Annotated in this window: 28 protein-coding genes, 1 tRNA gene and 1 other RNA gene; 7 read left to right on the top strand and 23 right to left on the bottom strand. The window is 67.8% G+C overall.

Translation table 11 applies throughout. From position 1 onward, the window contains the following. The first annotated feature begins 157 nt into the window (after window positions 1-157). Window positions 158-1,108 carry a YiiG family protein gene (locus AC5P60_RS12270; RefSeq protein WP_483693674.1) on the top strand — a complete coding sequence of 317 codons (951 nt, stop codon included), beginning with the start codon at window positions 158-160 and terminating at the stop codon, window positions 1,106-1,108. Window positions 1,109-1,169: 61 nt separating this feature from the next. Here AC5P60_RS12270 and AC5P60_RS12265 read toward each other — a convergent pair whose 3' ends face one another. Continuing rightward, window positions 1,170-2,042, bottom strand: coding sequence for an ion transporter (locus AC5P60_RS12265; protein ID WP_049403922.1), 873 nt, complete (start codon window positions 2,040-2,042; stop codon window positions 1,170-1,172). Window positions 2,043-2,105: 63 nt separating this feature from the next. Here AC5P60_RS12265 and AC5P60_RS12260 point away from each other — a divergent pair, with 63 nt between their 5' ends. After that, on the top strand, window positions 2,106-3,332 hold the full coding sequence (locus tag AC5P60_RS12260; RefSeq protein ID WP_288469218.1) for an acetylornithine transaminase: 1,227 nt from the start codon (window positions 2,106-2,108) through the stop codon (window positions 3,330-3,332). A gap of 53 nt (window positions 3,333-3,385) precedes the next feature. On the opposite strand, the gene AC5P60_RS12255 is transcribed toward AC5P60_RS12260, so the two are convergent. After that, complete coding sequence (locus AC5P60_RS12255) at window positions 3,386-3,988, bottom strand: HAD-IA family hydrolase (RefSeq protein WP_005410909.1); 603 nt, start codon at window positions 3,986-3,988, stop codon at window positions 3,386-3,388. Window positions 3,989-4,110: 122 nt separating this feature from the next. Between AC5P60_RS12255 and azu the strand changes: the two genes are divergently transcribed. Further along, entirely contained in the window at window positions 4,111-4,560 is a 450-nt protein-coding gene (gene azu / locus AC5P60_RS12250) for an azurin (RefSeq protein WP_033834481.1), read from the top strand. Window positions 4,561-4,632: 72 nt separating this feature from the next. Here azu and hemL read toward each other — a convergent pair whose 3' ends face one another. Together hemL and thiE are read right to left on the bottom strand one after the other, a co-directional pair. Next, the gene (gene hemL / locus AC5P60_RS12245; protein ID WP_483693673.1) at window positions 4,633-5,922 is read right to left on the bottom strand and encodes a glutamate-1-semialdehyde 2,1-aminomutase; all 1,290 of its coding nucleotides are present in this window, start codon (window positions 5,920-5,922) and stop codon (window positions 4,633-4,635) included. 16 nt (window positions 5,923-5,938) lie between these two features. After that, window positions 5,939-6,565, bottom strand: coding sequence for a thiamine phosphate synthase (gene thiE, locus AC5P60_RS12240; protein ID WP_005414374.1), 627 nt, complete (start codon window positions 6,563-6,565; stop codon window positions 5,939-5,941). Between the two features lie 67 nt (window positions 6,566-6,632). Between thiE and AC5P60_RS12235 the strand changes: the two genes are divergently transcribed. Then, window positions 6,633-6,824, top strand: coding sequence for a rubredoxin (locus tag AC5P60_RS12235; RefSeq protein WP_012481171.1), 192 nt, complete (start codon window positions 6,633-6,635; stop codon window positions 6,822-6,824). 78 nt (window positions 6,825-6,902) lie between these two features. Here AC5P60_RS12235 and AC5P60_RS12230 read toward each other — a convergent pair whose 3' ends face one another. From AC5P60_RS12230 to AC5P60_RS12195, 8 genes are all read right to left on the bottom strand, one after another. Further along, window positions 6,903-7,748 carry a SirB1 family protein gene (locus AC5P60_RS12230; protein ID WP_024957828.1) on the bottom strand — a complete coding sequence of 282 codons (846 nt, stop codon included), beginning with the start codon at window positions 7,746-7,748 and terminating at the stop codon, window positions 6,903-6,905. 144 nt (window positions 7,749-7,892) lie between these two features. Next, a complete protein-coding gene (locus AC5P60_RS12225) occupies window positions 7,893-8,336 on the bottom strand; it encodes a DUF192 domain-containing protein (protein WP_005410903.1) in 444 nt (147 codons plus the stop codon). Between the two features lie 21 nt (window positions 8,337-8,357). After that, window positions 8,358-9,005: a ribose-5-phosphate isomerase RpiA gene (gene rpiA / locus AC5P60_RS12220; RefSeq protein WP_049454420.1), complete on the bottom strand. Its 648-nt coding sequence runs from the start codon at window positions 9,003-9,005 to the stop codon at window positions 8,358-8,360. 22 nt (window positions 9,006-9,027) lie between these two features. Next, complete coding sequence (locus AC5P60_RS12215; protein WP_005410901.1) at window positions 9,028-9,507, bottom strand: EVE domain-containing protein; 480 nt, start codon at window positions 9,505-9,507, stop codon at window positions 9,028-9,030. Beyond that, the gene (locus AC5P60_RS12210) at window positions 9,504-10,097 is read right to left on the bottom strand and encodes a 5-formyltetrahydrofolate cyclo-ligase (RefSeq protein WP_033834478.1); all 594 of its coding nucleotides are present in this window, start codon (window positions 10,095-10,097) and stop codon (window positions 9,504-9,506) included. Before AC5P60_RS12210 ends, AC5P60_RS12215 begins: the two co-directional genes overlap by 4 nt. Before the next feature lie 83 nt (window positions 10,098-10,180). Continuing rightward, window positions 10,181-10,366, bottom strand: a non-coding RNA gene (gene ssrS / locus AC5P60_RS12205) — 6S RNA. A 97-nt stretch (window positions 10,367-10,463) separates the two neighbouring features. Continuing rightward, window positions 10,464-10,760 (bottom strand): cell division protein ZapA, encoded by a 297-nt coding sequence (locus AC5P60_RS12200; protein WP_006467013.1) that lies wholly within the window; start codon window positions 10,758-10,760, stop codon window positions 10,464-10,466. After that, on the bottom strand, window positions 10,757-10,978 hold the full coding sequence (locus AC5P60_RS12195) for a TIGR02449 family protein (RefSeq protein WP_033834477.1): 222 nt from the start codon (window positions 10,976-10,978) through the stop codon (window positions 10,757-10,759). Before AC5P60_RS12195 ends, AC5P60_RS12200 begins: the two co-directional genes overlap by 4 nt. Before the next feature lie 153 nt (window positions 10,979-11,131). Here AC5P60_RS12195 and AC5P60_RS12190 point away from each other — a divergent pair, with 153 nt between their 5' ends. Continuing rightward, the gene (locus AC5P60_RS12190) at window positions 11,132-11,680 is read left to right on the top strand and encodes a YecA/YgfB family protein (RefSeq protein WP_005410897.1); all 549 of its coding nucleotides are present in this window, start codon (window positions 11,132-11,134) and stop codon (window positions 11,678-11,680) included. A gap of 5 nt (window positions 11,681-11,685) precedes the next feature. After that, the gene (locus tag AC5P60_RS12185; protein WP_087944448.1) at window positions 11,686-13,008 is read left to right on the top strand and encodes an aminopeptidase P N-terminal domain-containing protein; all 1,323 of its coding nucleotides are present in this window, start codon (window positions 11,686-11,688) and stop codon (window positions 13,006-13,008) included. 559 nt (window positions 13,009-13,567) lie between these two features. Here AC5P60_RS12185 and pepQ read toward each other — a convergent pair. The 7 genes from pepQ to rph all read right to left on the bottom strand — a co-directional run bounded on the left by pepQ (window position 13,568) and on the right by rph (window position 20,815). Then, on the bottom strand, window positions 13,568-14,899 hold the full coding sequence (gene pepQ / locus AC5P60_RS12180; protein WP_483693672.1) for a Xaa-Pro dipeptidase: 1,332 nt from the start codon (window positions 14,897-14,899) through the stop codon (window positions 13,568-13,570). Window positions 14,900-14,974: 75 nt separating this feature from the next. Next, window positions 14,975-15,349 carry a PilZ domain-containing protein gene (locus AC5P60_RS12175; protein ID WP_005410894.1) on the bottom strand — a complete coding sequence of 125 codons (375 nt, stop codon included), beginning with the start codon at window positions 15,347-15,349 and terminating at the stop codon, window positions 14,975-14,977. After that, window positions 15,346-17,625, bottom strand: coding sequence for a DUF1631 family protein (locus tag AC5P60_RS12170; protein WP_288469222.1), 2,280 nt, complete (start codon window positions 17,623-17,625; stop codon window positions 15,346-15,348). The genes AC5P60_RS12175 and AC5P60_RS12170 overlap by 4 nt, the downstream gene beginning before the upstream one ends. A 202-nt stretch (window positions 17,626-17,827) precedes the next feature. Continuing rightward, window positions 17,828-19,054 carry a radical SAM family heme chaperone HemW gene (gene hemW, locus AC5P60_RS12165; protein ID WP_033834955.1) on the bottom strand — a complete coding sequence of 409 codons (1,227 nt, stop codon included), beginning with the start codon at window positions 19,052-19,054 and terminating at the stop codon, window positions 17,828-17,830. Window positions 19,055-19,110: 56 nt separating this feature from the next. Beyond that, window positions 19,111-19,707, bottom strand: coding sequence for an RdgB/HAM1 family non-canonical purine NTP pyrophosphatase (gene rdgB, locus AC5P60_RS12160; protein ID WP_033834954.1), 597 nt, complete (start codon window positions 19,705-19,707; stop codon window positions 19,111-19,113). Then, window positions 19,704-20,093 (bottom strand): VOC family protein, encoded by a 390-nt coding sequence (locus AC5P60_RS12155; protein ID WP_495201747.1) that lies wholly within the window; start codon window positions 20,091-20,093, stop codon window positions 19,704-19,706. The genes rdgB and AC5P60_RS12155 overlap by 4 nt, the downstream gene beginning before the upstream one ends. Further along, window positions 20,090-20,815, bottom strand: a complete 726-nt coding sequence (gene rph, locus AC5P60_RS12150) for a ribonuclease PH (protein WP_005410889.1) — start codon at window positions 20,813-20,815, stop codon at window positions 20,090-20,092. Before rph ends, AC5P60_RS12155 begins: the two co-directional genes overlap by 4 nt. 124 nt (window positions 20,816-20,939) lie before the next feature. Here rph and AC5P60_RS12145 point away from each other — a divergent pair, with 124 nt between their 5' ends. Beyond that, window positions 20,940-21,800, top strand: a complete 861-nt coding sequence (locus AC5P60_RS12145; protein WP_024956758.1) for a YicC/YloC family endoribonuclease — start codon at window positions 20,940-20,942, stop codon at window positions 21,798-21,800. Window positions 21,801-21,857: 57 nt separating this feature from the next. Here AC5P60_RS12145 and selD read toward each other — a convergent pair whose 3' ends face one another. The 4 genes from selD to selA all read right to left on the bottom strand — a co-directional run bounded on the left by selD (window position 21,858) and on the right by selA (window position 26,436). Beyond that, the gene (gene selD / locus AC5P60_RS12140) at window positions 21,858-22,937 is read right to left on the bottom strand and encodes a selenide, water dikinase SelD (protein WP_033834952.1); all 1,080 of its coding nucleotides are present in this window, start codon (window positions 22,935-22,937) and stop codon (window positions 21,858-21,860) included. 26 nt (window positions 22,938-22,963) lie between these two features. Continuing rightward, window positions 22,964-23,059: transfer RNA gene (locus AC5P60_RS12135), tRNA-Sec, on the bottom strand. Window positions 23,060-23,083: 24 nt separating this feature from the next. After that, complete coding sequence (gene selB / locus AC5P60_RS12130; protein ID WP_483693671.1) at window positions 23,084-25,015, bottom strand: selenocysteine-specific translation elongation factor; 1,932 nt, start codon at window positions 25,013-25,015, stop codon at window positions 23,084-23,086. Beyond that, window positions 25,012-26,436 carry an L-seryl-tRNA(Sec) selenium transferase gene (gene selA / locus AC5P60_RS12125; protein WP_033834951.1) on the bottom strand — a complete coding sequence of 475 codons (1,425 nt, stop codon included), beginning with the start codon at window positions 26,434-26,436 and terminating at the stop codon, window positions 25,012-25,014. The genes selB and selA overlap by 4 nt, the downstream gene beginning before the upstream one ends. Window positions 26,437-26,439: the final 3 nt, after the last annotated feature.

Raw genomic sequence — 26,439 nt, 5'->3', positions numbered from 1 at the left:
GCAGCGTCCATCGTGTCATTTGTGTCGCAATCGAACAGGTCGATTGCGACGCATCGCATCGCACACTTCCGAACGGCAGGGCCTTTGCGAGGCCGCCGATGCGGGTGCTTGCGTCATGCGCGAGGATATCTACCGCCTCTTTCTGCAAGGAATCGATTTGAACGCTTCTGTACGCCTGCTTCCCCTTCTTCTGCTCGGCACGCTGGTCGGTACGGTCGGTTGCGACAAAGTGCCGGGGCCGGCGGCGGCCGATCCCGGTCTGGAGAAGGTCAACGCCTACATCGAGTGCTACAACGGCGTTGAACAACCCATCCACGAAGGCTTCCAGACCTACACCGGCTGGATGAAGGACCCCGAAGCCGGTCCGACCGGCAAGGAAACGCAGCCGCGCTCACCGGGCAAGGTGCTGTCGCACCGCGTGGAGTACTGCGGCCAGGCGCTGACCGATGCGCTGGCAAAGAACCCGTCTACCGCGCTGGATGCACCGGCGCGTGACTACCAGCAGGCCTTCCAGTCGCTGTACGCGCTGATCGAACGCGCCGACGGCTACTTCACCCGTGAGGACTATCGCCGCGATGGCGGTGAGGGCCTGCGCAGCCAGCACGCGCCGTTGATGCAGGCCTATGCCGGGTTCTTCAAGGCCAGCGAGGCACTGGATGCGGCACTGGAGAAGAACGAGAACGATCGTCGCGCGGCACAGCTGAAGCAGATCGAGGAGAGCGAAGGCCGTTCGCTGGCCTACTACCATCTGCGCCTGCTGGGCGATGGCAAGCAGCTGGCCATGGCCTTCCAGGGCGACGCACCGGATCTGGCGGCGTTGCGCGTACAGCTGGCCGATTACCAGGCGCTGGTGACGGAAATCCAGAACTCCGGGGTGGGCAAGGACGACCCGATGTGGGGCCACGTGCAGCGTTCAGCGGACAAGCTGGTACGCACCGCCGGGCGCGGCGTGGAGCGTCTGCAGCAGGGCAAGCCGATCACCGCCGAAGGGCTGGCTGCCGAGCGCAAGGCCTCCGGCAGCTGGGACACCTCGGCGCCGGAAGGTGCGCAATCCACTCTGCTGGACGCCTACAACGATCTGGTCTCCAACAGCAACCGCCTGCGATGAGCAGCGCGCGCATCCATGCATAAGCGCCAAGGGTAGTGCCGGCCGTTGGCCGGCATGCGCCTCAATGGTTGAACGGATCCGGTAGCTGACCGCCGCACTTGCGGCAATACCGTGCATCCGGCTCGTGGCCTTCCAGCCCACACTCCGGGCAGCCACGCGCATCGCGGCGCGCGGCCTGCTCGGCTTCACGCATGGTGCTGGCCAGTTCGGCGGTGTAGATGCCGGTGGGCACGGCGATGATGCTGTAGCCGATCAGGATCAGCACCGAGGTGACGAAGCGGCCGAGCACGGTCTGCGGCACGATATCGCCGAAGCCGACCGTGGCCATGGTCACCACCGCCCAGTACATGCTGGCCGGGATGTTGGTGAAACCGTGTTCGGGGCCCTCGATCACGTACATCAGCGCACCGGCGATGATGGTGATGGTGATCACCGTGAACAGGAATACCAGCACCTTGCGCCGGCTGCGCCACAGCGACGTCATCAGGACGCCGCTTTCCTCGATGTAGCGGGTCAGCTTCAGGATGCGGAACACCCGCAGGATGCGCAGCGCGCGCACCACCAGCAGGCTCTGCGCGCCGGGGATGAACATCGACAGGTAGGCGGGCAGGATCGACAGCAGGTCGATGATGCCCCAGATGCTCACTGCATACCGCAGCGGGCGCTTGACCACCGCCAGCCGCAGCAGGTACTCGGCGGTGAAGATGATCGTGAAGCCCCATTCCAGGATGTACAGGCCGGTGGACCATTCGGCATGCAGGTGCTGCACGCTGTCGATCATCACCACCAGGATGCTGGCGACGATCGCCACCACCAGGATCAGGTCGAAATTGCGCGAAGGGCGGGTGTCATGGCGGTAGATGATGTCGAACCACCGACGGCGCCAGCCGGTCTCGGTGGCGGGGTTGAGCTGGGGGGCGGAAAACGGTCGCATGGGCGCATTGTGCCGCAGGGGTTCCGGCGCGAGAATGGGCGTTCCTGAACCCTGCCGACTGCCATGACCGCCGCGACCGATCCGCTGATCTCCCTTTCGCACTATTACCTGCCGGTCTACAAGCCCCGCCAGGTGGTACTGGAGCGAGGCCAGGGCGCCCGCGTATGGGACAGCCAGGGCCGTGAGTTCATCGACCTGGCTGCCGGCATCGCCGTGTGCGGCCTGGGCCACAACGATCCGGACCTGGTGGCCGCGCTGGTCGAGCAGGCCGGCAAGCTCTGGCACACCAGCAACGTGTTCTACAGCGCACCGCCGCTGCACCTGGCCGAGGAACTGGTGAAGGCCAGTCGTTTCGCCGAGCGGGTGTTCCTGTGCAACTCCGGCACCGAAGCCAACGAAGTGGCGATCAAGATGGTCCGCAAGTGGGCCTCCAGCCAGGGCCGCCCGGCCGACAAGCGCGTCATCATCACCTTCCGTGGCAGCTTCCACGGCCGCACCCTGGGCGCGGTGACCGCTACCGCGCAGCCGAAGTACCAGGAAGGCTACGAGCCGCTGCCGGGTGGCTTCCGCTACATCGATTTCAACGACGAAGTGCAGCTGGAAACCGCGATGGCCGCCGGTGACGTGGCGGCGGTGATGCTGGAGCCGATCCAGGGCGAGGGCGGCGTGATGCCGGCCAAGTCCGGCTTCCTCAAGCGCGTGCGCGAACTGTGCGACCAGCACGACGCGCTGCTGGTGCTGGACGAGATCCAGGCCGGCATGGGCCGCACCGGCACGCTGTTCGCGCACTGGCAGGACGACGTGGTGCCGGACATGGTCACCCTGGCCAAGGCACTGGGTGGCGGCTTCCCGATCGGTGCGATGCTGGCCGGCCCGAAGGTGGCCGAGACCATGCAGTTTGGCGCGCACGGCACCACCTTCGGTGGCAACCCGCTGGCCGCTGCGGTGGCCCGCGTGGCGCTGCGCAAGCTGGCCTCGTCGGAGATCGCCGCCAACGTCAGCCGCCAGTCGAAGGCGCTGCGCGATGGCTTCGCGCGCATCAACGAAGAGTTCGGCGTGTTCAGCGAGGTGCGTGGTCGCGGCCTGATGCTGGGTGCGGTGCTGAGCAAGGACTTCGCCGGCCAGGCTGGTGCGATCCTCGACCACGCTGCCGGGCAGGGGCTGCTGACCCTGCAGGCCGGCCCGGACGTGCTGCGCTTCGTGCCGTCGCTGAACATCACCGACGAAGAAGTGGCTGAAGGCCTCAAGCGCCTGCGCGCGGCAATTGCCGCGTTCATCGCCGCGCGCTGACGCCCTGGCGTCGGGGTCGGATCCCTCTCCTGCGCAGAGGGCTCTGACCCCGATCAGCCCACCGCGTAACGCTTCAACACCTTGCCCAGCCCACGGCCATCGCGCACGGTTTCCGCGTGCAGGCCGGCGGCGCGTGCGCCGCGCACGTTGGCGAACAGGTCATCGACGAACAGCGTGCGCGCAGGTGCCACGTCCAGTGCTTCCAGCGTGCGCAGGAACACCGCGGGCGCCGGTTTGCGCAAGCCGAACTCCGCGCTGCAGAACACGCGCTCATGCAGGGCCGGGAACAGTTCCGGTAGCAGAGTGGGCAAGGCCTGCTGCATCAGTGCGCCATTGTTGGTCAGCACCGCCATCGGCAGCTGCAGGGCCTGCAGCCGCTGCAGCACGGCCGGCTGTGGATGGCTGGCGGCCTGTCGCGCCGCGATCCACGTGTGTACATCAACGGTGCGGCCCAGCTGTTTGCTCAGCTGCGCCAGATAGGCCGGGCCATCCAGCGTGCCATTGTCATGTGCTGCTTCCAGCCCGCTGTCGTACAGCGCGGCCTGCACGGTTTCCGGCGCGACATCCAGCGCTTGTGCCAGATGCAGCACGCGCTGCGCGCGCTGGTACTGCACCAGCACGCCGTCCACATCCAGCAGCAACAGATCGATCCGCATCGGCCGAGCATGCCATCGCGGTGGATGCGCGGAAACCCTGGAGTGCGCGTGCGACAGACGGTCGCAGACGCGGCCACAGGGGGCTGCCTAGAATGGCGTTTGAATCCGCAGGAGATGCAACGATGAAGGCTTGGATGGTGGCAGTGGGACTGGGCGCGCTGATGCTGGCGCCATCGGCGATGGCGCGGGTGTGTGCGGTCAGCATCGACAGCACCGACCAGATGAGCTTCAGCAGCCGCGAGATCAAGGTCGCCGCCGACTGCACCGCCGTGGACCTGACCCTGCGCCACACCGGCAAGCTGGCCGCCACCGCGATGGGCCACAACTGGGTACTTACCCGCACTGCCGATTACCAGCCGGTGGCGATGGCGGGCATGCGCATGACCCTGGCCGACAGCTACCTGCCGAAGGCCGACAAGCGCGTGCTGGCGCACACCAAGGTGATCGGCGGTGGCGAGACCACGCGCGTGCGCTTCTCCACCCAGGGCCTGCAGAAGGGCGGTGACTACACCTTCTTCTGCTCGTTCCCCGGCCACTTCGCGATGATGAAGGGCAAGTTCGTCTTCGGTTGAAAAAAAGGGGACGGAGGGGATTAAGTCGTTTGTGCACAAACGACTTAATCCCCTCCGTCCCCTTTTTTGCGATCAGCCCTTGGCAGCCTTGAACGCCACGCGTGCTGCGGCCAGCGTCGCCTCGATCACGGCATCGTCGTGGGCGCTGGACAGGAAGCCGGCCTCGTACGCCGACGGGGCCAGGAACACGCCCTGCTCCAGCATTGCGTGGAAGAAGCGGTTGAACGCCGGAATGTCACAGGCGGTGGCCTGCGCATAGGTCTCCACCTTCTCGCTGGTGAAGAACAGCCCGAACATCGCACCCGCGCAGGTGGTGGTCACGGCCACACCGGATTCGGCGGCGGCCGCTTCCAGGCCGGCACACAGGCGCGCGGTGCGCTCGGCCAGGTCGGCGTGGAAGCCCGGCTGCTGGATCAGCTCCAGCATCGCCAGTCCGGCGGCCATCGCCACCGGATTGCCGCTCAGCGTGCCGGCCTGGTAGATCGGGCCGGCCGGTGCGATCTGCTGCATCAGCTCGCGGCGACCACCGTAGGCACCCACCGGCATGCCACCGCCGATGATCTTGCCGAAAGTGGTCAGGTCCGGGGTGATGCCGTAATGCGCCTGCGCACCGCCGAGGGCAACACGGAAGCCGGTCATCACTTCGTCGAAGATCAGCAGCGCGCCATGCTTCGTGCACAGCGCACGCAGGTGTTGCAGGTAGCCCTCGCGCGGCGGGATGCAGTTGGCGTTGCCGACCACCGGTTCGATGATCAGGCCGGCGATGTCGTCACCCTGCTGTTCGAACAGGGCGGTGGCCGCTTCGAAGTCGTTGTAGGGCAGGGTCAGGGTCAGTTCGCTCAGGCCGGCCGGGACGCCCGGCGAGGTTGGCACGCCCAGGGTCAGCATGCCGCTGCCGGCCTTGACCAGGAACGAGTCGCCGTGGCCGTGGTAGCAGCCTTCGAACTTGACGATGCGGTTGCGGCCGGTGGCGCCACGCGCCAGGCGGATCGCCGACAGCGTGGCCTCGGTGCCGGAGTTGACCATGCGCACCATCTCGCACGATGGCACCAGGCGGGTGATGGTCTCGGCCATGGTGACTTCGGCCGCGCACGGCGCACCGAAGGACAGGCCATTGTCGATCGCCTTCTTCACCGCCTGGCGCACGGCCGGGTGGTTGTGGCCGACGATCATCGGGCCCCAGGAACCGACGTAGTCGATGTAGCGGTTGCCATCGACGTCGTACAGGTACGCGCCATCGGCGCGTTCAACGAAGAACGGCTCGCCGCCGACCGACTTGAACGCACGTACCGGCGAATTGACGCCGCCCGGCAGCAGCTGCTGGGCACGGGAGAACAGGGCGTGGGACTGGTCGTGGTTCATGGGGCTTTCCTGGGCATTACGCGAACTGGGCGAGATAGGCGCGCTGGGTCGCGACCGGGTCCGATGCGGCATAGATACCGCTGACCACGGCCACCAGATCGGCGCCGGCGTCGATGATGGGACCGACATTGTCCGGCGTCAGGCCGCCGATCGCCACCCGCGGCACGCCGAGTGCGGCGCTTTGCCGCAGCAGGTCGGTGTGGGCGCGGCTGCTGGTGACCTTGGTGGTGGTCGGGAAGAAGGCGCCGAAGGCCACATAGCTGGCGCCGGCCGCCACGGCCTTCTCGGCATTGGCCAGCTGGTCGTAGCAGGAGGCGCCGATGATGGCCTCGGCACCGAGCAGCGCGCGCGCGCTGGGGATGTCCCCGTCGGTGCCGCCCAGATGCACGCCGGCGGCGCCCACGGCCTTGGCCAGCACCGGATCGTCGTTGACGATCAGCGGCACGCCGTGGGCGGCGCACAGGCCTTGCAGGGCCGCCGCCTGTTCCTGCCGCAGCGCGTCGCTGGCGGTCTTGTTGCGGTACTGCAGCCAGGTGGCACCCGCGGCCAGCAGCGGCGCGGTACGGGCCAGCAGGCGCGCGGTATCGGGCTCGTCCGGGGTGATCAGGTAGACGCCGCGGGGCGCCGGGGAAGCAGAAGTCATCGATGGCTACCGGTGCGTGGGCTGCAATGGGACAATGGCCGCCCGTGAATCCAGCCCCGATTATCCGATGAGCGACGCCAGCCCCACCACCCTGCGAACCTGGATGTGCGTGGTCTGCGGCTTCCTGTACAGCGAAGCGGAAGGCTTGCCGGAGGAGGGTATTGAGCCCGGGACGCGTTGGGAGGACATTCCCGAGACCTGGACCTGCCCGGACTGCGGGGTGACCAAGGCCGATTTCGAGATGGTCGAGGTCGATTGACCGGCGGGCCACCCGGCCCATCCTGTGGGTGCTGACCGTTGGGGTGGGTGTGGACCGTTGGTCCACACACCGACACCCTCAATGCAGCCGCGGCATCGGCCCGCCGAGGTCGATCAGCTTCTCGCGCAGCCACTGCGCATCGCTGGCCTCGGGATTGCGCTTCAGGTACTGCCCCAGGTCATGGCGGGCACCGGCCAGATACTCCAGTTGCAGGTACGCCAGGCCGCGGTCGCGCAGCGCGTCGTCCTGCTCGGGCGCCAGTTTCAGCAGGCGGTCGGCACTGCGTGCGGCACGATCCCATTCACCGGCTTCGGCGTAGACGCCATGCAGGTTGCGCAGCATGCGCATCAGGATCGCGCGCGCCGGCGCCGGGTCGAGGATCTGCGCCAGCACCTGGTCATCGGGCATCTGCCCGCCCAGGTGTGACTTGGCGCGTTCGCGCAGTTCGTCCACGTCCAGTGGCCGGCCACCGTTGAACGGGTCCATCACCAGCACGCCGTCGTCCACCGGCAAGCGCACCAGGAAGTGGCCGGGGAAGGACACGCCATCCAACGGTATGCCGAGCCGGCGCGCGACTTCCATCTGCACCAGCGCCAACGAGATCGGATTGCCCAGGCGCCGCTCGAACACCTGGTTGAGGTAGCTGTTGCGCGGGTCGTAATACTCGTCGTGGTCGCCGCTGTAGCCCAGCTCGTCGAACAGGTGGCGGTTGATCGCCGCCATTTTCAGTGGGCTGTTGTCGATGCTCTCCACTTCCGAACGGAGGTGGTCGACATGGCTCTGGATCAGCGCGTCGTAGGTGGACGGCTGCAGATCGGGGTATTCATCGCGCGCGATCAGCAGCGCGGTCGGCAACAAGGGCAGCGCCTCGTCTTCGAGGTCGGCCAGTGCATCCCAGTCGGGGAGTGTGATCCGGTCCTGCATGACCACAGACTGGCGTCATTCGCAGGCGGTTTCAAGCGGTGCCGCGTGAAAAATCCAGGGGTCAGATCCCTTTCGCGTGCGAAAGGGATCTGACCCCTGCAGGGTTGCCGGCCAGCGGCCGGCACTACCGCGGGCAGAACCCTGTTACTCGATGCCTGGGCCGAACTTCAGCTCCGTGCCGTCCTTCAGCTTGAGCTTCTCGGCCTGGCCGGCGTTGAGCTCCAGCACGTAACGTGCCGGGCCACCGCTGGGGTAGGGCGGGCACATGTCGCCGGCCGAGCACGGCGGCACATCACGCTGCTGGCTGACCAGCTTGCGCTGGCTGTCGAAGTACAGGATGTCCAGCGCGATCCTGGTGTTCTTCATCCAGTACGCCTGCATTTCCTCGCGGTCGTGGATGAACAGCATGCCGTGGTCGGCCGCCATCTGGTCGCGGAACATCAGACCGCGTGCGCGGGTTTCATCGTTGGTGGCCAGCTCGACCTGGTAGCGGGCGCCATCCAGTTCGACCCAGTGGCGGGCCGCGTCGGTGGCGCAGCCAGCCAGGGCCAGCAGCGGGAGCATCAGCAGCGAACGCAACAGCGACATCGTCAGGATCCTTCGAAAGGGTCAGAGCACGACCGGCGGCTCGCCGCCGACGATCACCACATCTGCGCGGCGGCGCGCGAACAGGCCGACGCAGACCACGCCCGGCAGCTGATTGAGCTCGCGCTCCAGCTTTTCCGGATCGGTGATCTGCAGGTTGTGGATGTCCAGGATCTGGTTGCCGTTGTCGGTGACCACGCCTTCACGCCAGGTCGGCTGGCCGCCGGTCATGTCGCGGATCTGGCGGGCGACCAGGCTGCGCGCCATCGGGATCACTTCCACCGGCAGCGGGAACCTGCCCAGCACCGGCACCCGCTTGCTCGGGTCGATGATGCAGATGAAGCGCTCGCTGGCCTCGGCGATGATCTTCTCGCGGGTCAGCGCGGCGCCGCCGCCCTTGATCAGGCACTTGTTGGCGTCGCACTCATCGGCGCCATCGACGTACAGCGACAGGTTGCCGCTGTGGTTCAGCTCGATCACCTCGATGCCGTGCTGCTTCAGGCGCGCGGTGCTCTGCTCGGAGCTGGACACAGCGCCCTTGATGCGGTGCTGGATGCGGGCCAGGGCATCGATGAAATAGGCCACGGTGGAACCGGTGCCGACACCGACGATCATGCCGTCTTCAACGTACTCGATGGCTTTCTCGGCGGCCAGGCGCTTGGCTTCGGACATGGGAGAACTCTCAGGCAGGGAATCAGGATTTCTTTTCCAGCGACAGCAGCAGCTTCCACTGCGCGGCGGTCACCGGGAACACCGACAGGCGGTTGCCCTTGGCAACCAGCGGGAAGCCCTCGCCGAGTTCTTCGGCGTGCAGCTTGATCTCGTCCAGCGCGATCACCTGCTTGAGCTTGCGGTCGAAGGCCACGTCCACCAGCATCCAGCGCGGGTTTTCGCGCGTGCTCTTGGGGTCGTGGTAGTCGGATTTCGGATCGAACTGGGTGTCGTCCGGGTAGGCCGTACTGGCCACGGTGGCCAGGCCGACGATGCCGGGCACCTTGGTATTGGAGTGGTAGAACAGGATGCCGTCGCCCACCTGCATGCCATCGCGCATGAAGTTGCGCGCCTGATAGTTGCGCACCCCGTTCCAGGGTTCGACCTTGACCTTGGCCAGGTCATCGATGGAGAAGGCGTCCGGTTCGGACTTCATCAGCCAGTAGCGCTTGCGGGCGGTCATGCGTTCACGGGGGCAGCGGAGGGGAACAGGGTGCCGTCTTCGGTGCAGATCGCATCCACCGGCACGTCCCACGACGCCACCGGCAAGGACTCGACCTGCTGCACCGCGAACGCAGCACCGACCAGCCAGGGCGGCGCCGGCCGGTCGTGGCGGAAGGCGAAGCTGCGATCATACCAGCCGCCCCCCATGCCCAGCCGCCGGCACTGCGTGTCGAAACCCACCAGCGGGGCCACCACCAGCGCCATCTGTGCTGGTTCCAGGGTGTCTTCCAGCGCCACGTCCGGCTCGGGAATGCCGTAGCGGTTGCTGGTCAGCGGCTGCCCCGGCCGCCACGGCGCGAAGCGCAGCACGTCGCCGGCCAGCACCGGCAGGCAGTAGGTGAGGCCTTCGGGCAACTGCAACTGCCAGCGGTGCAGGGCGATCTCGCCATCCAGCGCCCAGTAGCCGGCCACGGCGCCTTCGCGCGGGGCGAACGGCAGGGCGAGCAGGGCATCGGCAAGCGATTCGGCGGCGGCGATGCGCTCAGCGGCGGAAAGGTCGCGGCGGCGTTGCCGCAGGTCGTGGCGCAGGGCCTGGCGCGGGTCGGTCATGGCAGCGTGCGGCAAGGATCAGCCGTCATTGTGCCGGAAAGAACAAGGGCGACGCCCGAAGACGCCGCCCTTGCTGGAATATTGCATTCTCCGCAATGTCGATGCATGCGAAACGACCTTGAACCCGGGGGCTCAAGTGGGAACGCTGGAGAACCATCGGGCTTCCCGCTGCAAGGCGGACCTGCACTCCCGGCGCTGTCGCGCTCCCGGTGTCGTTCTTAAGGGACAAGGCGAATGTTTGCACATGCCGTCGAGTACCGCAGAGAACGCGTGACCATTATAGCCAGCACGCAGGATCTGGATAGGCCGTTCGTCGGCAACAGTCCGTGCCAATTCAGATATGAGAAGACGCGTTTTGCACGATTTTCAGGCGCCGCCGTCGATGGCGCGGTCCAGGCGCCGGTTCAGGTCGGCCAGGGTCTGCTGCAGGGCCACGGCCTGGCGGGCGTTTTCGTCGCGCAGCAGCTGCAGTTCGTGGGCCAGGTTCAGCGCGGCCAGTACGGCAACGCGATCAACCGCGGCCATGCGGTTGCTGCCGCGGATCTCGCGCATGCGCGCATCCAGCAGGCGCGCGGCGGCCATCAGGCTGTCACGTTCATCGCCGCCGACGCCCACGGTGTATTCACGATCGAGGATGCGGACACTGACCGGTTCGGCGCTCATGTGTGCTGCTCCAGGGATTTGAGCCGGCTGATCATTGCTTCCACCCGCGAACGTGCCTGCTCATTCTTGGCCAGCAGCGTCGAGCGCTCGGCCACCAGCTGTTCCTGCTGGTGGCGCAGGCTGCGGTTCTCCTCGGCCAGGCGCTGGGTGCGTTCAAGCAACGCTTCCACGCGGGCGGCGAAGTCCTGCAGCTGGGCAAGGGGATCGGCGGGTTCCATGCGGGCACGATAGGCAAGCCGGGCAAGGGCGGTCAAGCGTTGTCGCAGCAAGGCTGGACGGCTGCGGAGAGGATGCCGTCGGGTTGCTACACTACGGGGTCTCACGGGCGCGCGCGTGCGCGCCCCGGGTTTCCTTTCCGAACGAGCCGCACGATGACCGAACTTCCCTCCGTCGACGACGTTACCCGCGCCAGCCAGGCGTTGGGCCTGGGCGCCACCGCTGCCGAGCTGCACGGCGCGCTGTGCGGCTGGCTGGCTGCCGGCGGTGCCCCCGGCAACGACTGGCCGGCGCGCGTGCTGGCCGACGACAACCTGCCGCCGGTGGCTGCCGACAGCGTGCTGGGGCAGCTGCTGCAGGCCACCATCAAGCAGCTGGAAGACCGCGACTTCGCCTTCGAGCTGCTGCTGACCGACGGCGACGACGTATCCGCGCAGGCCGATGCCATGTTCAGCTGGACCCGTTCCTTCCTGGGCGGCTTCGGCCTGGGCAGCGGCGGCCGCCGCCCGACCCTGTCCGAAGAGGGCGAGGAAGCGCTGACCGACATGGCCAGCCTGGCGCGTGCCTCCAGCGAGGATTTCGAGGCCGGTGGCGATGATGACGACGAAGCTCTGTCGGAGATCGAGGAATTCATCCGCGTGGCGGTGCTCCTGCTGCACGGCGACGTGGTGCTGGCCTCGCGCCATCGTCAGCGCCTGAACTGATGGACATCAAGCAGCGCACCGGCATTGCCGCCGGCGAGTACAAGCGTCGCCGCCGCCAGCTGATGGACATGGCCGGCGAGGACGCGATCCTGGTGCTGCCGGCGGCGGCCGAGAAGGTGCGCAGCCTCGATACCCATTATCCGTTCCGGCAGGATTCGGATTTCCAGTACCTGAGCGGCTTCCCGGAGCCGGAAGCAGTGCTGGTACTGATCCCGGGCCGACGCCACGGCGAGGCCATCCTGTTCTGCCGCGAGCGCGATGCCGAACGCGAAGCCTGGGACGGCAGCCGCGCCGGCCAGGAAGGCGCGGTGGCGCAGTACGGCATGGACGACGCCTACCCGATCGATGATCTGGACGACATCCTGCCGGGCCTGCTGGAAGGCCGTTCGCGCGTCTACTACCACTTCGGCCGGGATGCCGACTTCGACCTGAAGCTGATCGGCTGGGTCAACCGCGTGCGTTCGCAGGTGCGCCACGGGGCGCAGCCGCCGCACGAGTTCCTCGAACTGGGCCACCTGCTGCACGAGCAGCGCCTGTTCAAGTCCGGTGCCGAAGTGGCGTTGATGCACCACGCCGCGCAGATCAGCGTGCGTGCGCATCTGGCCGCGATGAAGGCCGCCAGGGCCGGCATCCACGAGTACGAACTGCAGGCGGAGCTGGAACGCGTGTTCCGCGCCAATGATGCGGTGCCCGCGTACTGCAGCATCGTCGGCGCCGGCCGCAACGGCTGCATCCTGCATTACCGCGACAACAACGCGCGTTCGCGCGACGGCGAGCTGGTGCTGATCGACGCCGGTGCCGAGTACCGTGGCTACGCCAGTGACATCACCCGCACGTTCCCGGTGAATGGCCGCTTCAGTGCCGAGCAGCGTGCACTGCACGACCTGGTCGGCGATGCGCAGGCCGCTGCGTTGGCCCAGGCCAGGCCGGGCGTGCCGTACGAGGCCGGTCACCTCGCCGCAGTGCAGACCCTGACCGAGGGCCTGCTGCGGTTGGGCCTGCTGAAGGGTACGCTGGAAAAGAACCTGGCCGAAGGCCTGTACCAGCGCTTCTACCGGCACAAGACCGGGCACTGGATCGGCATGGACGTGCACGACGTGGGCGACTACCGCCTGGCCGGTGACTCGCGTCTGCTGGAGCCGGGCATGGCGTTCACCATCGAGCCGGGGTTGTACATCGGCGTGGATGACACGACGGTGGAGCCGCGCTGGCGCGGTATCGGCATCCGTACCGAGGATGACGTGCTGATCACCGACGATGGCCATCGCGTGCTGACCGAAGGCCTGGCGCGCAGCGCCGACGAGATTGAAGCGGTGATGGCGGGGTAAGGGGTGTTCTGCAGGGCTTGCAGCCCTGCACCCGCGGTAGTGCCGGCCGCTGGCCGGCAACCTCAACAGCAACAGCAACAGCGGGCATTCCGTGGGATGGCGGGGCACTGTGGGTTTGCGGGGACGCCGTAAACCCGTCCATGGGGGCTTGGTCGCGGCATCCATGCCGCTCACACCCCGCAAACCCACAGTACCCCGCCTTCGACAGGTTCACGCGGCTGTTGGTGGGTGCCGACCGTTGGTCGGCACATCTGTCAGATATCGAATGAATCATCCACGCATGGCGTGGATCTACGGGCAATTGCGGCTGTTGGGTAGGTGTCGACCGTGGTCGACACAGAGCGAGCGCAGCGAGCGACCCGCTTCTGCTTTTCTTTTTTCTTTTCCGTGGTTGGACGCGGCAGGAAACTGTCAAAGGTGGGGCGGGTAGGCCATGCAGGGGCGTTGGCGCCATGGATGGCGCCATCGAGCTTACAGGGACGTACTTGCAGCGTCCCCTGCATGGCCTACCCGCCCCACCAAGCGCGGCTTCTGAATTCAGCGCCCCACCACGAGGGGCTCAGCCGTTCGCCGCCGCAAACGCCGGCCGCGTCAGGTTGTCCGCCTCGCCATCAGTGCACAGCACTTCGTCTTCGATGCGGATGCCACCATACGGACGGAAGAAGTCCACGCGCTCCCAGTTGATCGCATCACCATGGCCGGCGTCCTTCACTCCGTTCAACAGCATGTCGATGAAGTACAGGCCTGGCTCGATGGTCACCACCATGCCCGGTTCCAGCACGCGGGTCAGGCGCAGGTAGGGATGGCCGGCCGGGCGCTCGATGCGGCCGCCCTCGTCGCTGGCGGCGAAGCCGGCCACGTCGTGCACCTGCAGGCCGATCAGGTGGCCGATGCCGTGCGGGAAGAATGCGGCGCTGACGCCGGTCTCCAGCGCGGTCTGTGGCGACACCTTGATCACGCCGAAGTCCTTCAGCACGCCCATCAGCGAAAGATGTGCGTCCACGTGCAGCTGCTTGTAGTCGAAGCCCGGGCGCACCGCTGCGCACATCTGCTGCTGGGCGGCGTCGACGGCCGCAATCATCGCGGCGAATTCGTCGTGGCCCTGCGCGGCGTAGGTGCGGGTGATGTCGCTGGCGTAGCCGTGCGCACTGGCGCCGGCGTCGATCAGGAAGCTGCGCAGCGGCTGCGGTGCCTTGCGGCCCAGCTCGGTGTAATGCAGCACGGCGGCGTGTTCGTTCAACGCCACGATGTTGCCGTAGGGCAGCTCGTTGGCATCCTGGCCGACGGCCTGGCAGTACGCCATGTGGATGCTGAATTCGTCGGCACCGTTGCGGAACGCGGCCTCGGCGGCGCGGTGGCCGCGCACGCCCAGCACCTGGGCCTGGCGCATCAGTGCGATTTCATACGGTGTCTTGCTGCCGCGGTGCCATTCCAGGTAGTTCACCACCGGCGCTGGATTGTTCGGCACGTAGTTGCCCAGTGCGCTCTGCGGCTCGCCCAGGATCGCGCAGCGCGACGGGTCGGCCGGCAGCAGGGCCAGCGCCTCTTCGGGCTTGCGGATGATGTGGATGTCGAAGTGCTCCACCCACCAGCCACTGGGGGCGTCCGGTACCACGTGCCAGTAGTCGAAGGGCTGGTGGAAGATCACTGCCGGGCGCTTGCCCGGGGTGAACACGATCCAGCTGTTGGGCACGCGGGTCAGCGGCAGCCAGGCCTTGAACTGCGGGTTGACCGCATACGGGTAGTCGCGGTCGTCGAACACCTGGTAGTGCAGGGTGCCGCTGGGCACCACCAGATGGTCGAAGCCGCCGCGGGCCAGCGCCTGCTCGGCGCGTCGGCACAGCACGGCCAGGTGGTCGGAATACAGGGCGCCGGGGTCTTGCTGGATCATTGCGGTGGCTCGACACGGAAAACGGCCTTAGATTCTGCCGCATACCGCGAAAAACCGCTGTGCCGGAACCGGCACTCAGGCCGTCGAAACCGGTCCCTCGTCGCTGTCTTCGCCCACCCACTGCCGCAGCAGCTGTCGATGTTCGCGCGACAGGGTCAGGAAGCGGAAGCCGGTCCAGCTCTGCCCGGGAACGTGTGCGGGCTCGCTCCACAGCAGATGCACGCCTACGTCGATGGCCTGCTGGCGGCCATCACCCAACGGCAAGGGAAAGCGCAGCTGGTACAGCGCATCCTCGCGCAGCGGCATGCTGGCCAGCATCAGCATGCCAGTTTCGGAGACATTGCCGAGGCGCCCGACCACGCACTCGCGCATCTGGTCGGTAACCGGCACCAGGTCCGAGACCTGGCGGCGCGGCGCGCGGCGGGTGTCCTGCGGCGGTACGGCTTTCATGCGGGGGTCTCCTGTGCGCGAGCCGTGGCCAGTGCGCGCAGCGCACCGAGGCTGGCTTCCCAGGCACGGTCGACCAGCCGGCCCTTGTCTTCGGTGACCAGCTGCGCGCGCCCGGCACTGATCTGCCGTGCCAGCGCATCCAGGTCGGTATCGGTGATCTTCTGCCCGCGCGCATTGACGAACAACGCGTGGCCGGTCAGCAGGCTGTACCAGGACAGGCGCTGGCGGCGCATCGTGCCATCGCCCGTGTCGATGTCGAACCAACTGCCGAACGGCAGGCTGGACAGCTGTTGGTAGGCGGCTTCTTCGGCGCTGCTGCGCGGCGTGGCAGGTGCGGCGCCACTGTTCGTGCCGGCGTGCTCGCCCAGGCGCGCACGTGCCTTGAGGCGTGCGCTGAGCTCGGTACGCGAGGTGCTTTCATCCTCGCCGCCGGGCGTGGCCAGCCTGCGCGCGACAGCGGCGGCTTCCTCGGCGTGGTAGCCGACCTGCAGCAATGCGGCCTCCACGTCCGCTGCCAGTACGGTATCGGTGCCGCCGGGAGCGTCGATGGCCTGCGCGGTGATGGCAGCGATGCGCTCGGTCTGTTGCAGGCGCTCCTGCCATTGCGGTGAATCGTCGCCATGGCGCAGGCGGGTGAGGGTCAGTGCATCGGCCCAGGCCTGGCGCAACAAGGTCTGCACGAAGCGCGGTGGCGACCGGGTGTCGCAGCACTGGTCGATCTGTGCGGTGGCCTGGCGACGGGCCAGTTCCAATCGTTCCTTGCCGCGCGCGGCTTCCACATGGCGGCGCTCGGCCAGTTCGGCACGATGGGCCGCCGCGCGCTGGTGCTGCTGCACGTCTTCACTAGCGGCGGCAAAGACTTCCGGCGAACGCGCATCCTGCCCCAGCAGGCCCTGCACGCTCTGCGCCATGCGCTGCAGCAACTGCGGGTCGACATCCTCATCGCCCAGCCAGTTGGCGCCGACTTCGGCGATCTGATTGAGCAGCTCACGCGCGGGGTGTTCGTCGCGCACGAAGAAGCCCGGATCGGCCATGGCGGCGCGTGCCAGAGGTACCTGCAGGCGGGCCAGCAGCGCGGCCGGCACTGGATCGGGGCGCTGCTGCTGTTGCACCTGCTGCATCAGCATGCGCAGCAGGTCGAGGTTGTCCCGGTCGTGACTGCCCAGCTGGGCCTGCGCACCATGCTCGCTGCGCAGCTGCGCGACCACGGCAGCCTGCAGGTCGGCCACACCGGTTGCCGCACTGGACTGGGCCTGCAGGCGCGCGAGTACCGCGTCGACTGCCGCGCTGGGCACCGCGCCGCTGTCCGCCGGGGCAGGGCTGCCGTGCCGTGCCTGCTGCAGCAGTTCATGCAGTGCACTGCCGGTGGAGGTGGTCACGCCCGGCGTGGCGGGGCCGCCTGCGCCGCCCTCGTGGAAGGCGTCCTGTACCAGGCTGGACCAGGAGCCGGCCGGTGCCGAACCGTTCCAGCCTGTCAGGGGGGCTGCGGTGCGCTTGGCCGGCTGCGTGGTGCGGCCGCCCCCCACCGACTGGGTGATGATCCGCCGCGTGCTCGACGAGCGTGCCAGGTAGGGGGTGTAGACCAGCCCCGGCAGTACACCGGACTGGGCCAGCAGGGCATTGGCACGGTCAAGGATATCGCCCAGCCGTTCCAGCACCTGCCGTTCGAAACTGCGATACAGCGCCAGCTGTACCTCGACGCTCAGCGCGTCCTGTTCGGCAATCCGGCGCACCATCGCGCACAGTGCCTGCGGTGCCAGTGGCAGGGTGTCGGCCTCGAAGGCCGGCGCCGCCGCCAGCACGCCCAGGCGTTGGCCAAGCAGGTTCAGTGTGTTGGTTGAACGCAGGGTTTCGCGCCGCACCATCTCGGTCAGCAGCAGGTCGCGATCCACTTCGTGCTCATCAACCAGCGACAGCCCGAGCATGCCCGGCAGCGCTGGCGGCCCAGCACTGGTACTGACAGCGCTGACCGGTTCGCGCAACCGCGCGAGGGCGTCGGCCACGGCATCGAGCATGCGATCGGCGAAATGGCCGGCGAAGGCGTGCAGCTGTCCACGCTGGGCCATCAGCTCGGCCTGCTGCTGCGGATTGCGTGCGCGGTCGGCGTCGTGCAGCAGGGTCTGCTCCAGCGCCTCGACGGTCAGGATCAGGGGCGCCGCCAGGGTCTGCCGGCACAGGCCGATCAGCGCGCCCAGCAGCTCACGTACCCGCGGTGGCAGATCGCTGGCGGCCAGGCGGTTCTTGTCGGCAGGAGTGATGGAAAAGACAGCTGACATCGGCAGGCGGTACCCGGATTCCCGCGGATCGATCTGGTGAATCTACCGTGTCGGCCGATGTAGGCGCTACTTTAGGCTGAACGTGAATCGCATCCGCCGGGCCTGGCCCGACCGATGAACGGTAGTGCCGGCCGCTGGCCGGCAGATATGTCTTCACCGGATTGCCGGCCAGCGGCCGGAACGATCCTCTGTCAGGCGAGGATCAATCCTCCAGGAACAGGCTCACCACATCGTTGGTGAAGCGGCGGCCCAGCTCGGTCGGCTGCACATGGCCATCGGTCATGTCCAGCCAGCCGCGCTGCACGGCCTCGGCCAGGGGAGCGTCCAGCACGCTGCGCGGCAGCCCCGTGCGCGACTCGAAATCGCGCAGGCCGAAACCTTCGTGCAGGCGCAGCAGGTTGAGCATGTACTCGAACGGCAGGCGCTCCGGCGCGATCACATCGTCGCCGCCGAACGAGGCGGGCGTGCCGGCGCTGTCCAGGTAGGCCTGCGGGTGCTTCAGCTTCCAACGTCGCAGCACATGCTCCTCGGCGCCGGAACTGATCTTGCCGTGCGCGCCGGCACCGATGCCCAGGTAGTCGCCGAAGCGCCAGTAGTTCAGATTGTGCGCGCTCTGCCGGCCGGGGCGCGCATAGGCGCTGACCTCGTACTGGCCGAAACCGGCCTGTGCCAGCAATGCCTGGCAGTGTTCCTGCATGTCCCAGGCGTTGTCTTCATCGGGAATGCCCTGCGGCGGCCGCGCGAAGAACACCGTGTTCGGTTCCAGGGTCAGCTGGTAGTGGGAGATGTGTGCCGGCTGCAGCGCGAACGCGCGTTCCAGGTCGGCCTCGGCACCGGCCAGGGTCTGTTCCGGCAGCGCGTACATCAGGTCGATGTTGAAGTTGTCGTAGCCCGCGTCCTGCGCCATCTTCACCGCGCGCTCGGCTTCGCCACTGTCGTGGATGCGGCCCAGGCGCTTGAGCATGGCGTCGTCGAAGCTCTGGATGCCGAAGCTGAGGCGGTTCACGCCGGCCGCGCGATAGCGGTCGAAGCGGCCATGTTCGGCGGTGCCCGGGTTGGTTTCCAGGGTGATTTCGGCATTGGGCGCGAAACGCAGGCGTGCGCTGGCCTGTTGCAGGAAGCGGTCGATCGCCTCCGGCGGGAACAGGCTGGGCGTGCCGCCACCGAAGAACACGCTGTGCACCACCCGGCCCCAGACCAGCGGCAGGTCCTGGTCGAGGTCGCGCAGCAGCGCATCGATATAAGCGTCGAACGGCAGCTCGCCCTTGGCCTGGTGCGAATTGAAATCGCAGTACGGGCATTTGCGCACGCACCACGGCAGGTGCACGTACAACGACAGCGGTGGCGGCACCAGCCGCGGCGGGTTGTCGTGGTCGGCGGAGCAGGCTTCGCCGGGCAGATGGTTGCAGTGGTCGTGGGCGTGCGGCATGGGCTTCTTCGGTAGTGCCGGCCGATGGCCGGCTTCCCTGGGTCGATCGGGTGGCGTCAGTACAGCGTCGCCAGTTGCTGCTTGAGCTGCTGCAGGGCAATGGCGCGGTGGCTGATGGCGTTCTTCAGTGCCGGCTCCATTTCCGCGGCGGTCAGGCCGTGGGTGGTGTCCAGGAATACCGGGTTGTAGCCGAAACCATTGGTGCCACGCAGTTCGCGGATGATCTGCCCTTCCCAGCGGCCTTCGCAGATCAACGGCTGCGGGTCGGTGGCGTGGCGCAGCAGCACGATCACCGCATAGAAGCGGGCGCTGCGCTGGCCATCGGGAATGTCGGTCATCGCGTCCAGCAGCTTGGCATTGTTGGCTGCGGCATTGGTCGGGTGGCCGGCATAGCGTGCGCTGTACAGGCCCGGCGCACCGCCGAGGGCATCGACGATCAGGCCCGAATCATCGGCCAGCGCCGGCAGGCCGGTCGCTTCGCAGGCTGCGCGTGCCTTCAGCAGCGCGTTCTCGACGAAGGTCAGGCCGGTCTCTTCCACATCGCCCAGGCCCAGTTCGGCGGCCGAGGTGATCTGCAGCGGCAGATCGGCAAGGATCTCCTGCATCTCCACCAGCTTGCCGGCGTTGTGGCTGGCCAGTACCAGTTTCTTCATTGACGGGGCTCCAGCAGGTCCCAGGTGTTGCCATACAGATCGCGGAACACCGCAACCGTTGCATAGGGTTCTTCGCGCGGCGCATCCAGGAACTCGACGCCGGCGGCGACCATCGCCGCGTGGTCGCGGCGGAAGTCGTCGGTGTTGAGGAAGAAGCCGACGCGGCCGCCGGTCTGGTTGCCGATGCGGCTGCGCTGCTCCTCGTCGCTGGCGCGGGCCAGCAGCAGGGCGGCGGCGCTGCCGTCGGTCGGGCCGACCACCACCCAGCGCTTGTGGCCCTGGTCGATGTCCTCCAACAGTGCGAAGCCGAGCTTGCCGGTGTACCAGGCAATGGCTTCGTCATAGTCGGCCACCACCAGGGTGGTCAGGGCGATGCGGCGGTTCATGCCGACAGCGCCGCCTGCTGTGCGGCCAGCAGTTCGCCCACGCCCTTTTCGGCCAGGCCCAGCAGCGCATCCAGTTCATCGCGACGGAAGGCGTGGCCTTCGGCGGTGCCCTGCAGCTCGATGAAGCCGCCACCATCGTTCATCACTACGTTCATGTCGGTGTCGCAGTCGCTGTCTTCGGCGTAGTCCAGGTCCAGCACCGGGGTGCCGCGGTACACGCCTACCGATACGGCGGCCACTGCGCCCAGGATCGGGTTGCGCTTGATGTCACCACGCTTCATCAGCACGTTCACCGCATCGACCAGTGCCACGTAGGCGCCGGTGATGGCGGCCGTGCGGGTGCCACCGTCGGCCTGCAGCACGTCGCAGTCGAGGGTGATGGTGCGCTCGCCCAGCGCGTTGCGATCCACGCAGGCGCGCAGGCTGCGGCCGATCAGTCGCTGGATCTCCAGGGTGCGGCCACCCTGCTTGCCACGGGCCGCTTCACGGTCACTGCGGGTGTGGGTGGCGCGCGGCAGCATGCCGTATTCGGCGGTGACCCAGCCTTCGCCCTTGCCGCGCAGGAAGCCCGGCACGCGGTTCTCGACGCTGGCGGTGCACAGCACACGGGTTTCACCGAAGCACACCAGCACCGAACCTTCGGCGTGGCGGGTGAAGCCGCGTTGGATGACGACCGGGCGGAGCTGGTCGGGCTGGCGGCCGCTGGGGCGGGAATCGGACATGGTGCGGGTTCCGTAATGGCGAGGGAGTACGCCGCCACGCCCGCGGCCTTCACGGGGCGGGCAAGGGGGCTCTGGTGAGGGCGCTAGGGTACCATTCCCCCTTTGCACGCACCGGACACAATCCATGATTCGAAGCATGACCGCCTATGCCGGCGGCGAGCGGGTCACCCCGTGGGGCACGCTGGGCTGCGAGCTGCGCTCGGTCAACCACCGTTTCCTGGAGGTCGGCACCCGCCTGCCCGAGGAGCTGCGGGCGCTCGAACCGCAGCTGCGCGAGCGCATCGCCGCGCGCCTGAGCCGTGGCAAGCTGGATCTGGTGATGCGCCTGCGCGCGCCGGAAGCGGCGGCCAACCTGCAGGTGGACGAGGCCCTGCTGGCCCAGCTGGGCCGCCTGGCGCACCGCCTGACCTCCGATTTCCCCAACCTGCAGGTCAGCTTCACCGACCTGCTGCAGCTGCCGGGCGTGACCCGTGGCGAGGCCACCGACGCCGCCGCCCTGCAGGTCGAGGCGCTGGCGCTGCTGGACCAGGTGCTGGATGGCTTCGTCGAGGCCCGTGAGCGCGAAGGCGGCAAGTTGGCTGCGGCCATCAGCGAGCGTGTGGACGGCATCGAACGCATCGCCACCGAAGTCCGCACGCTGATTCCGGCCATTCGCGACGGCCAGCGCGCCAAGCTGGCCGCACGCCTGGCCGACCTGCCGCACCCGGTCGACCCCGGCCGCGCCGAGCAGGAACTGGTGCTGTGGCTGCAGAAGCTGGACGTGGATGAGGAACTGGACCGCCTCGGCAGCCACATCGTCGAGATCCGCCGCGTGCTCAAGCAGCGCGAGCCGGTCGGTCGCCGCCTGGACTTCCTGCTGCAGGAGTTCAACCGCGAAGCCAACACGCTGGGCTCGAAGTCCGTGGACAGCCGTACGTCCAATGCGGCGGTGGAGCTGAAGGTGCTGATCGACCAGATCCGCGAACAGGTGCAGAACATCGAGTGATGTTGCATCCAGCGGTACAGCAGGGGCGCCTTCGGGCGCCCTTGTCGTTCCAGCGCATCAGCGCACGCTGACGCCCGGCGCTCCTTCGCTCAAACGCCCGACCACGGCTGCCTGGCCGAACCCCGCGTCGTGGAAGCAGGCCAGCACTGCATCCACCGCCTCCGGAGCGCACGACACCAGCAGTCCGCCGCTGGTCTGCGGATCGGTCAGCAGCGGCTGCCAATGGGCGGCCAAGCCCTCGGCGAAGCGCACCTCGGCGCCATACGAGGCCCAGTTGCGGTGGGAAGCGCCGGTCACGCAGCCACGCTGCAGCAGCTCCAGCGCCTGCGGCAGCAGCGGCACCTGTGCACTGTCCACCTCGGCAGCGACACCACTGGCGCGGCACACTTCCAGCAGGTGGCCGAGCAGGCCGAAGCCGGTGACGTCGGTCATGGCATGCACACCGTCCAGCGCGGCCAGCGGCACGCCCACGGTGTTCAGGCGGGTGGTCGACGCGATCATCTGCCGGTAGCCGTCGGCATCCAGCACTTCCTTCTTCAGCGCCGACGAATACACGCCCACGCCCAACGGCTTGCCCAGCACCAGCACGTCGCCGGCGCGGGCATCGGCATTGCGCTTGAGTCGTTGCGGGTCGAGCACGCCGATCGCAGCCAGGCCGTAGATGGGTTCCACCGAATCGATGCTGTGGCCACCAGCGACCACGATGCCAGCATCGGCGCAGGCGCGTTCGCCACCCTGCAGAATGCCGCGGATCGTGTCCTGCGGCAGCGTGTTGATCGGCATGCCGACGATGGCCAGTGCGAACAGCGGGCGCGCGCCCATCGCATACAGGTCCGACAGCGCGTTGGTGGCCGCGATGCGGCCGAAGTCGAACGGGTCGTCGACGATCGGCATGAAGAAGTCGGTGGTGGCGACGATCGCCTGCCGGTCATCGAGGCGATACACCGCGGCGTCGTCGCTGTTCTCACGGCCCACCAGCAGCTCAGCCGGTGCCGGAAGTGCTGGAACGCCACGCAGCAGTTCGCTCAGCACGCCCGGCGCGATCTTGCAGCCGCAGCCGCCGCCATGCGCGAGAGAGGTCAGTCGTTGCGGGGCATCGGCCGTTGAAGGGGCGGGGGACTGCGCGTGCGTGGCCATGCCGACATCTCCTGCGGGAACGCGAATGGCGGAAGGCAGCAGGAGTCGAACCTACCAGGGAACGATCGACGCCCCCTACTGGGTTTGAAGCCCAGCCGCATGCCCGGATGCGCATGCCTTCCGAAAGTACGGCGGTACCGGTGGGCTCAGTCGCGGGCTGCGTTCCACTGCAGGTCGCCGCGCGGCCGATGCTGGTCACCGACGCGTCGAGTGTAGCCAACGCGATTGAAGAACTCCAAGATCTGGATGCTGCGTTTGCGGCCCAGGCCGATGGCATCGCGGAACGTGGCCGCATCCACCGTGCCGCTGGCCTGTGACAGCTGCGCGACGATCGCGGCGAGTTCCGCAATGCACGCGGGTGCATAGAACAGGTCCGGCACCACCTGGAACAGCTCGCCACGTGCGGTGGCACGGCGCAGGACGGCGCGGACTTCGTCTTCGGCCAGGCCGATCTCGGCAGCAAGGGTGCGCACCCACGGCGGATCGAAGCGACCGGCGTGCAGTTGCGGCAGCACGCGTTCCAGCAGCAGACGCTCGCGTTCCGGTGGCGCATGGTCATGCCCGGGCAGGCGCCACCAGGCACCCACGCGTTGCACGCTGCCGTCGTCCAGCAGGTCCTGCAGCAGCGCATTCCAGAGGCTCGCTGCAAGCGCGGGCAGGGTGCTGCGCTGCAGGCGGCCGCTGTCGACACCGGGTTCGTCCGGGCGTCGCTCATGCCATCCACGCAGTGAGGCGATCACCTGCTCGCGCAATGCCTGCCAGTGCGACACAAGGATGACTACCGTGTCTTCGCGGGTGACGATGCGTCGCGTGTCTGCAGGAAGATCGATCCGGTCGGCGGCGCGCCGGCAGTAACGCTGCAGCGCGGCCATGGCAACGCCGAAGGGCGCCTGCTGCAACAGTGGGCCGATTCCCGCACCCGCGGCCAGTTGCTCCAGTGCTCCCAGCCATGCGAGCCGTGCAGGACTGCGCCGGCGCCGCTGTGGCGGGTCCGGATCGAGCACGAGGCCGCCGCCCAGCGTGTGGGTGGCCGCTGAATCGCGGGCAATGAAGTGATCGCCACACATCGCACAGACTGGAGCATCGAACACCAGCTGCACCAACTGCCCATCACCGTGGTCATGGTCCTCCAGCAGCACCACATGGGCCTGCCGGTGCATCGTGCCCCAGTGGATATGCAGCGGTGCCCAGTCGCGCAACGGTGCGGCCAACGCGGACAGCCGCAACCGCACATCAACGCGGGTGGTGGCCAGCAGTGCGCGTGCGTCGGCGATCCAGTCACCGCGACGGATGTCATCACGGGCGATGGCCGCCAGGTTCAGCGCGCAGCGCTGCCCGGCCATCGCGTGGTCACTGGCCTGGTTCTGCGCGTGGATGCTGCGTATGCGCACTTCAGTGGCGGCCGGCATCAGCTGCAGATGCTCACCCACCGAGGCGATGCCGCCGTGCACTGCACCGGTCACCAGCGTGCCATGACCGGCCAGCGAGAACACGCGGTCCATCGGCATGCGGAACAGCTCGCTGCGCAGTTCGGCCTGGCGCGTGCTGGCATCGTCCGCCGCCCACGCGTGCAGCTGGGTACGCAGCGCGTTGATGCCAGCATCGTCGGGTGCGGTGCTGTTGCAGGTGAACACAGGGGAATCCTGCAGTGGCGTGCCGGCCAGCAGGGCAGCGACCTCGATCTCGACCCGGGCCAGGCGCGCCGCGTCCACACGGTCGATCTTGGTCAGCGCCACCGCACCCCGGTTCACGCCCAGCAGCTGCAGGATGGCCAGATGCTCGCGGGTCTGTGGCATCACGCCGTCGTCGGCAGCGATGACCAGCAGGGCGCCGTCGATACCCGTGGCGCCGGCCACCATCGTGTGCACGAAGCGCTCGTGGCCCGGCACGTCGACGAAACCCAGCGTCGCGACAGGACCTGTGCCGTCCCTGCGTTCCACAGGAACATAGGCATAGCCCAGCTCGATGGAAATACCACGCGTACGCTCTTCCTGCAGGCGATCGGTTTCGATGCCGGTCAGTGCCCGCACCAGGCTGGTCTTGCCATGGTCGATATGCCCGGCGGTGCCGACGATCATGCCTGCAGCGTGCTCCACTGGGCGAGGAAGTCGGCTTCGTCGGCCGGTTCCAGGCAGCGCAGGTCCAGCCACAGCGCGTCATCGGCAATGCGGCCCAGCACGGGTCGCGGCAGCTGACGCAGGCGCTTGGCCAGCCGATCCAGTCCGCCACGGCGCGCGCTGGTAATGCGCAGTCCGGCGCTGGCCAGCTGCGCCTGTGGCTGGGCGCCGCTGCCGATCTGGCTGTGCATCGAAGCGGGCCCGAGGGTGTAGTCCGCCGTGAGCGAGGCACGCATCGGCTGCAGCAGGCGCTGGGCCTGCGCATCAATGTCATCCTGCGTGCGCGAGAGCGTGCGCAGTGTCGGCAGCCGCTGTGCCAGCAGCTCGGGTTCGCGGTACAGGGCCAGCACCGCTTCCAGTGCGGCCAGGCCCATCTTGTCCATGCGCAGTGCCCGCTTCAGCGGGTTGCGGTTGATCCGCGCGATCAGGTCGGCGCGGCCGGCGATGATGCCGGCCTGCGGACCACCCAGCAGCTTGTCGCCGCTGAATGAAACCAGATCGGCGCCGGCCGTCAGCGTTTCCTGCACGGTGGGTTCGTGCGGCAGGCCGAACGTGGCCAGATCGCACAGGCTGCCACTGCCCAGGTCCACCACCAGCGGCAGGCCATGCTCGTGCGCGATCGTGGCCATCGCCGCCGTGTCGACCTTGGCAGTGAATCCGGTGATCGCGTAGTTGCTGGCATGCACCTCCATCAGCAGCGCTGTGCGCGCGCCGATGGCGTTGGTGAAGTCGGCCGCATGGGTGCGGTTGGTGGTACCCACTTCCAGCAGCCGAGCGCCCGCGCTGCGCATCACATCCGGGATGCGGAAAGCGCCGCCGATCTCCACCAGCTCGCCGCGCGACACCACCACCTCACGGCGGTTGGCCAGGCTGTTGAGCAGCAGCAGGACCGCTGCCGCATTGTTGTTGACCACAGTGGCGGCTCCGGCACCGGTCAGCTCGCAGATCAGTGCCTGTACCCGCGCATCGCGGTCGCCGCGACGGCCACGGATGACGTCGAACTCCAGATCGACCGGCGCGGTCATCGCGCGGCTGACCGCGTGCACCGCGGCCTCGGGCAGCAATGCGCGACCCAGGTTGGTATGCAGTACGGTGCCGGTCAGGTTGAACATCGGTTGCAGGTCCAGCCGTGCATCGGCTGCCAGTGCGGCCTCGACCGCTGCCACCAGCGCCGGGCCGTCGACCGCTTCCTGCAGCTGCGCGGTCGACAACTGGCTGGCGCTTACACGCTCACGCAGCACCTGCAGGTGCGAACGCAGCAGCTGGGTGATGCGGCTTCGACCGTGGCCTTCGATCAGTGGCGCCAGTGCAGGCAGGCGCAGCACCCGGTCCAGCGAGGGCAGGGCGGCGGCCGATGCCGGGGCGGGGGACATGGCTGTCATCGC

The sequence above is a fragment of the Stenotrophomonas sp. YJH_SMC_120 genome, from assembly GCF_059368675.1.
The sequence above is the reverse complement of the archived record's forward strand: the minus strand, read 5'-3'. Positions and strand labels throughout refer to the sequence as shown.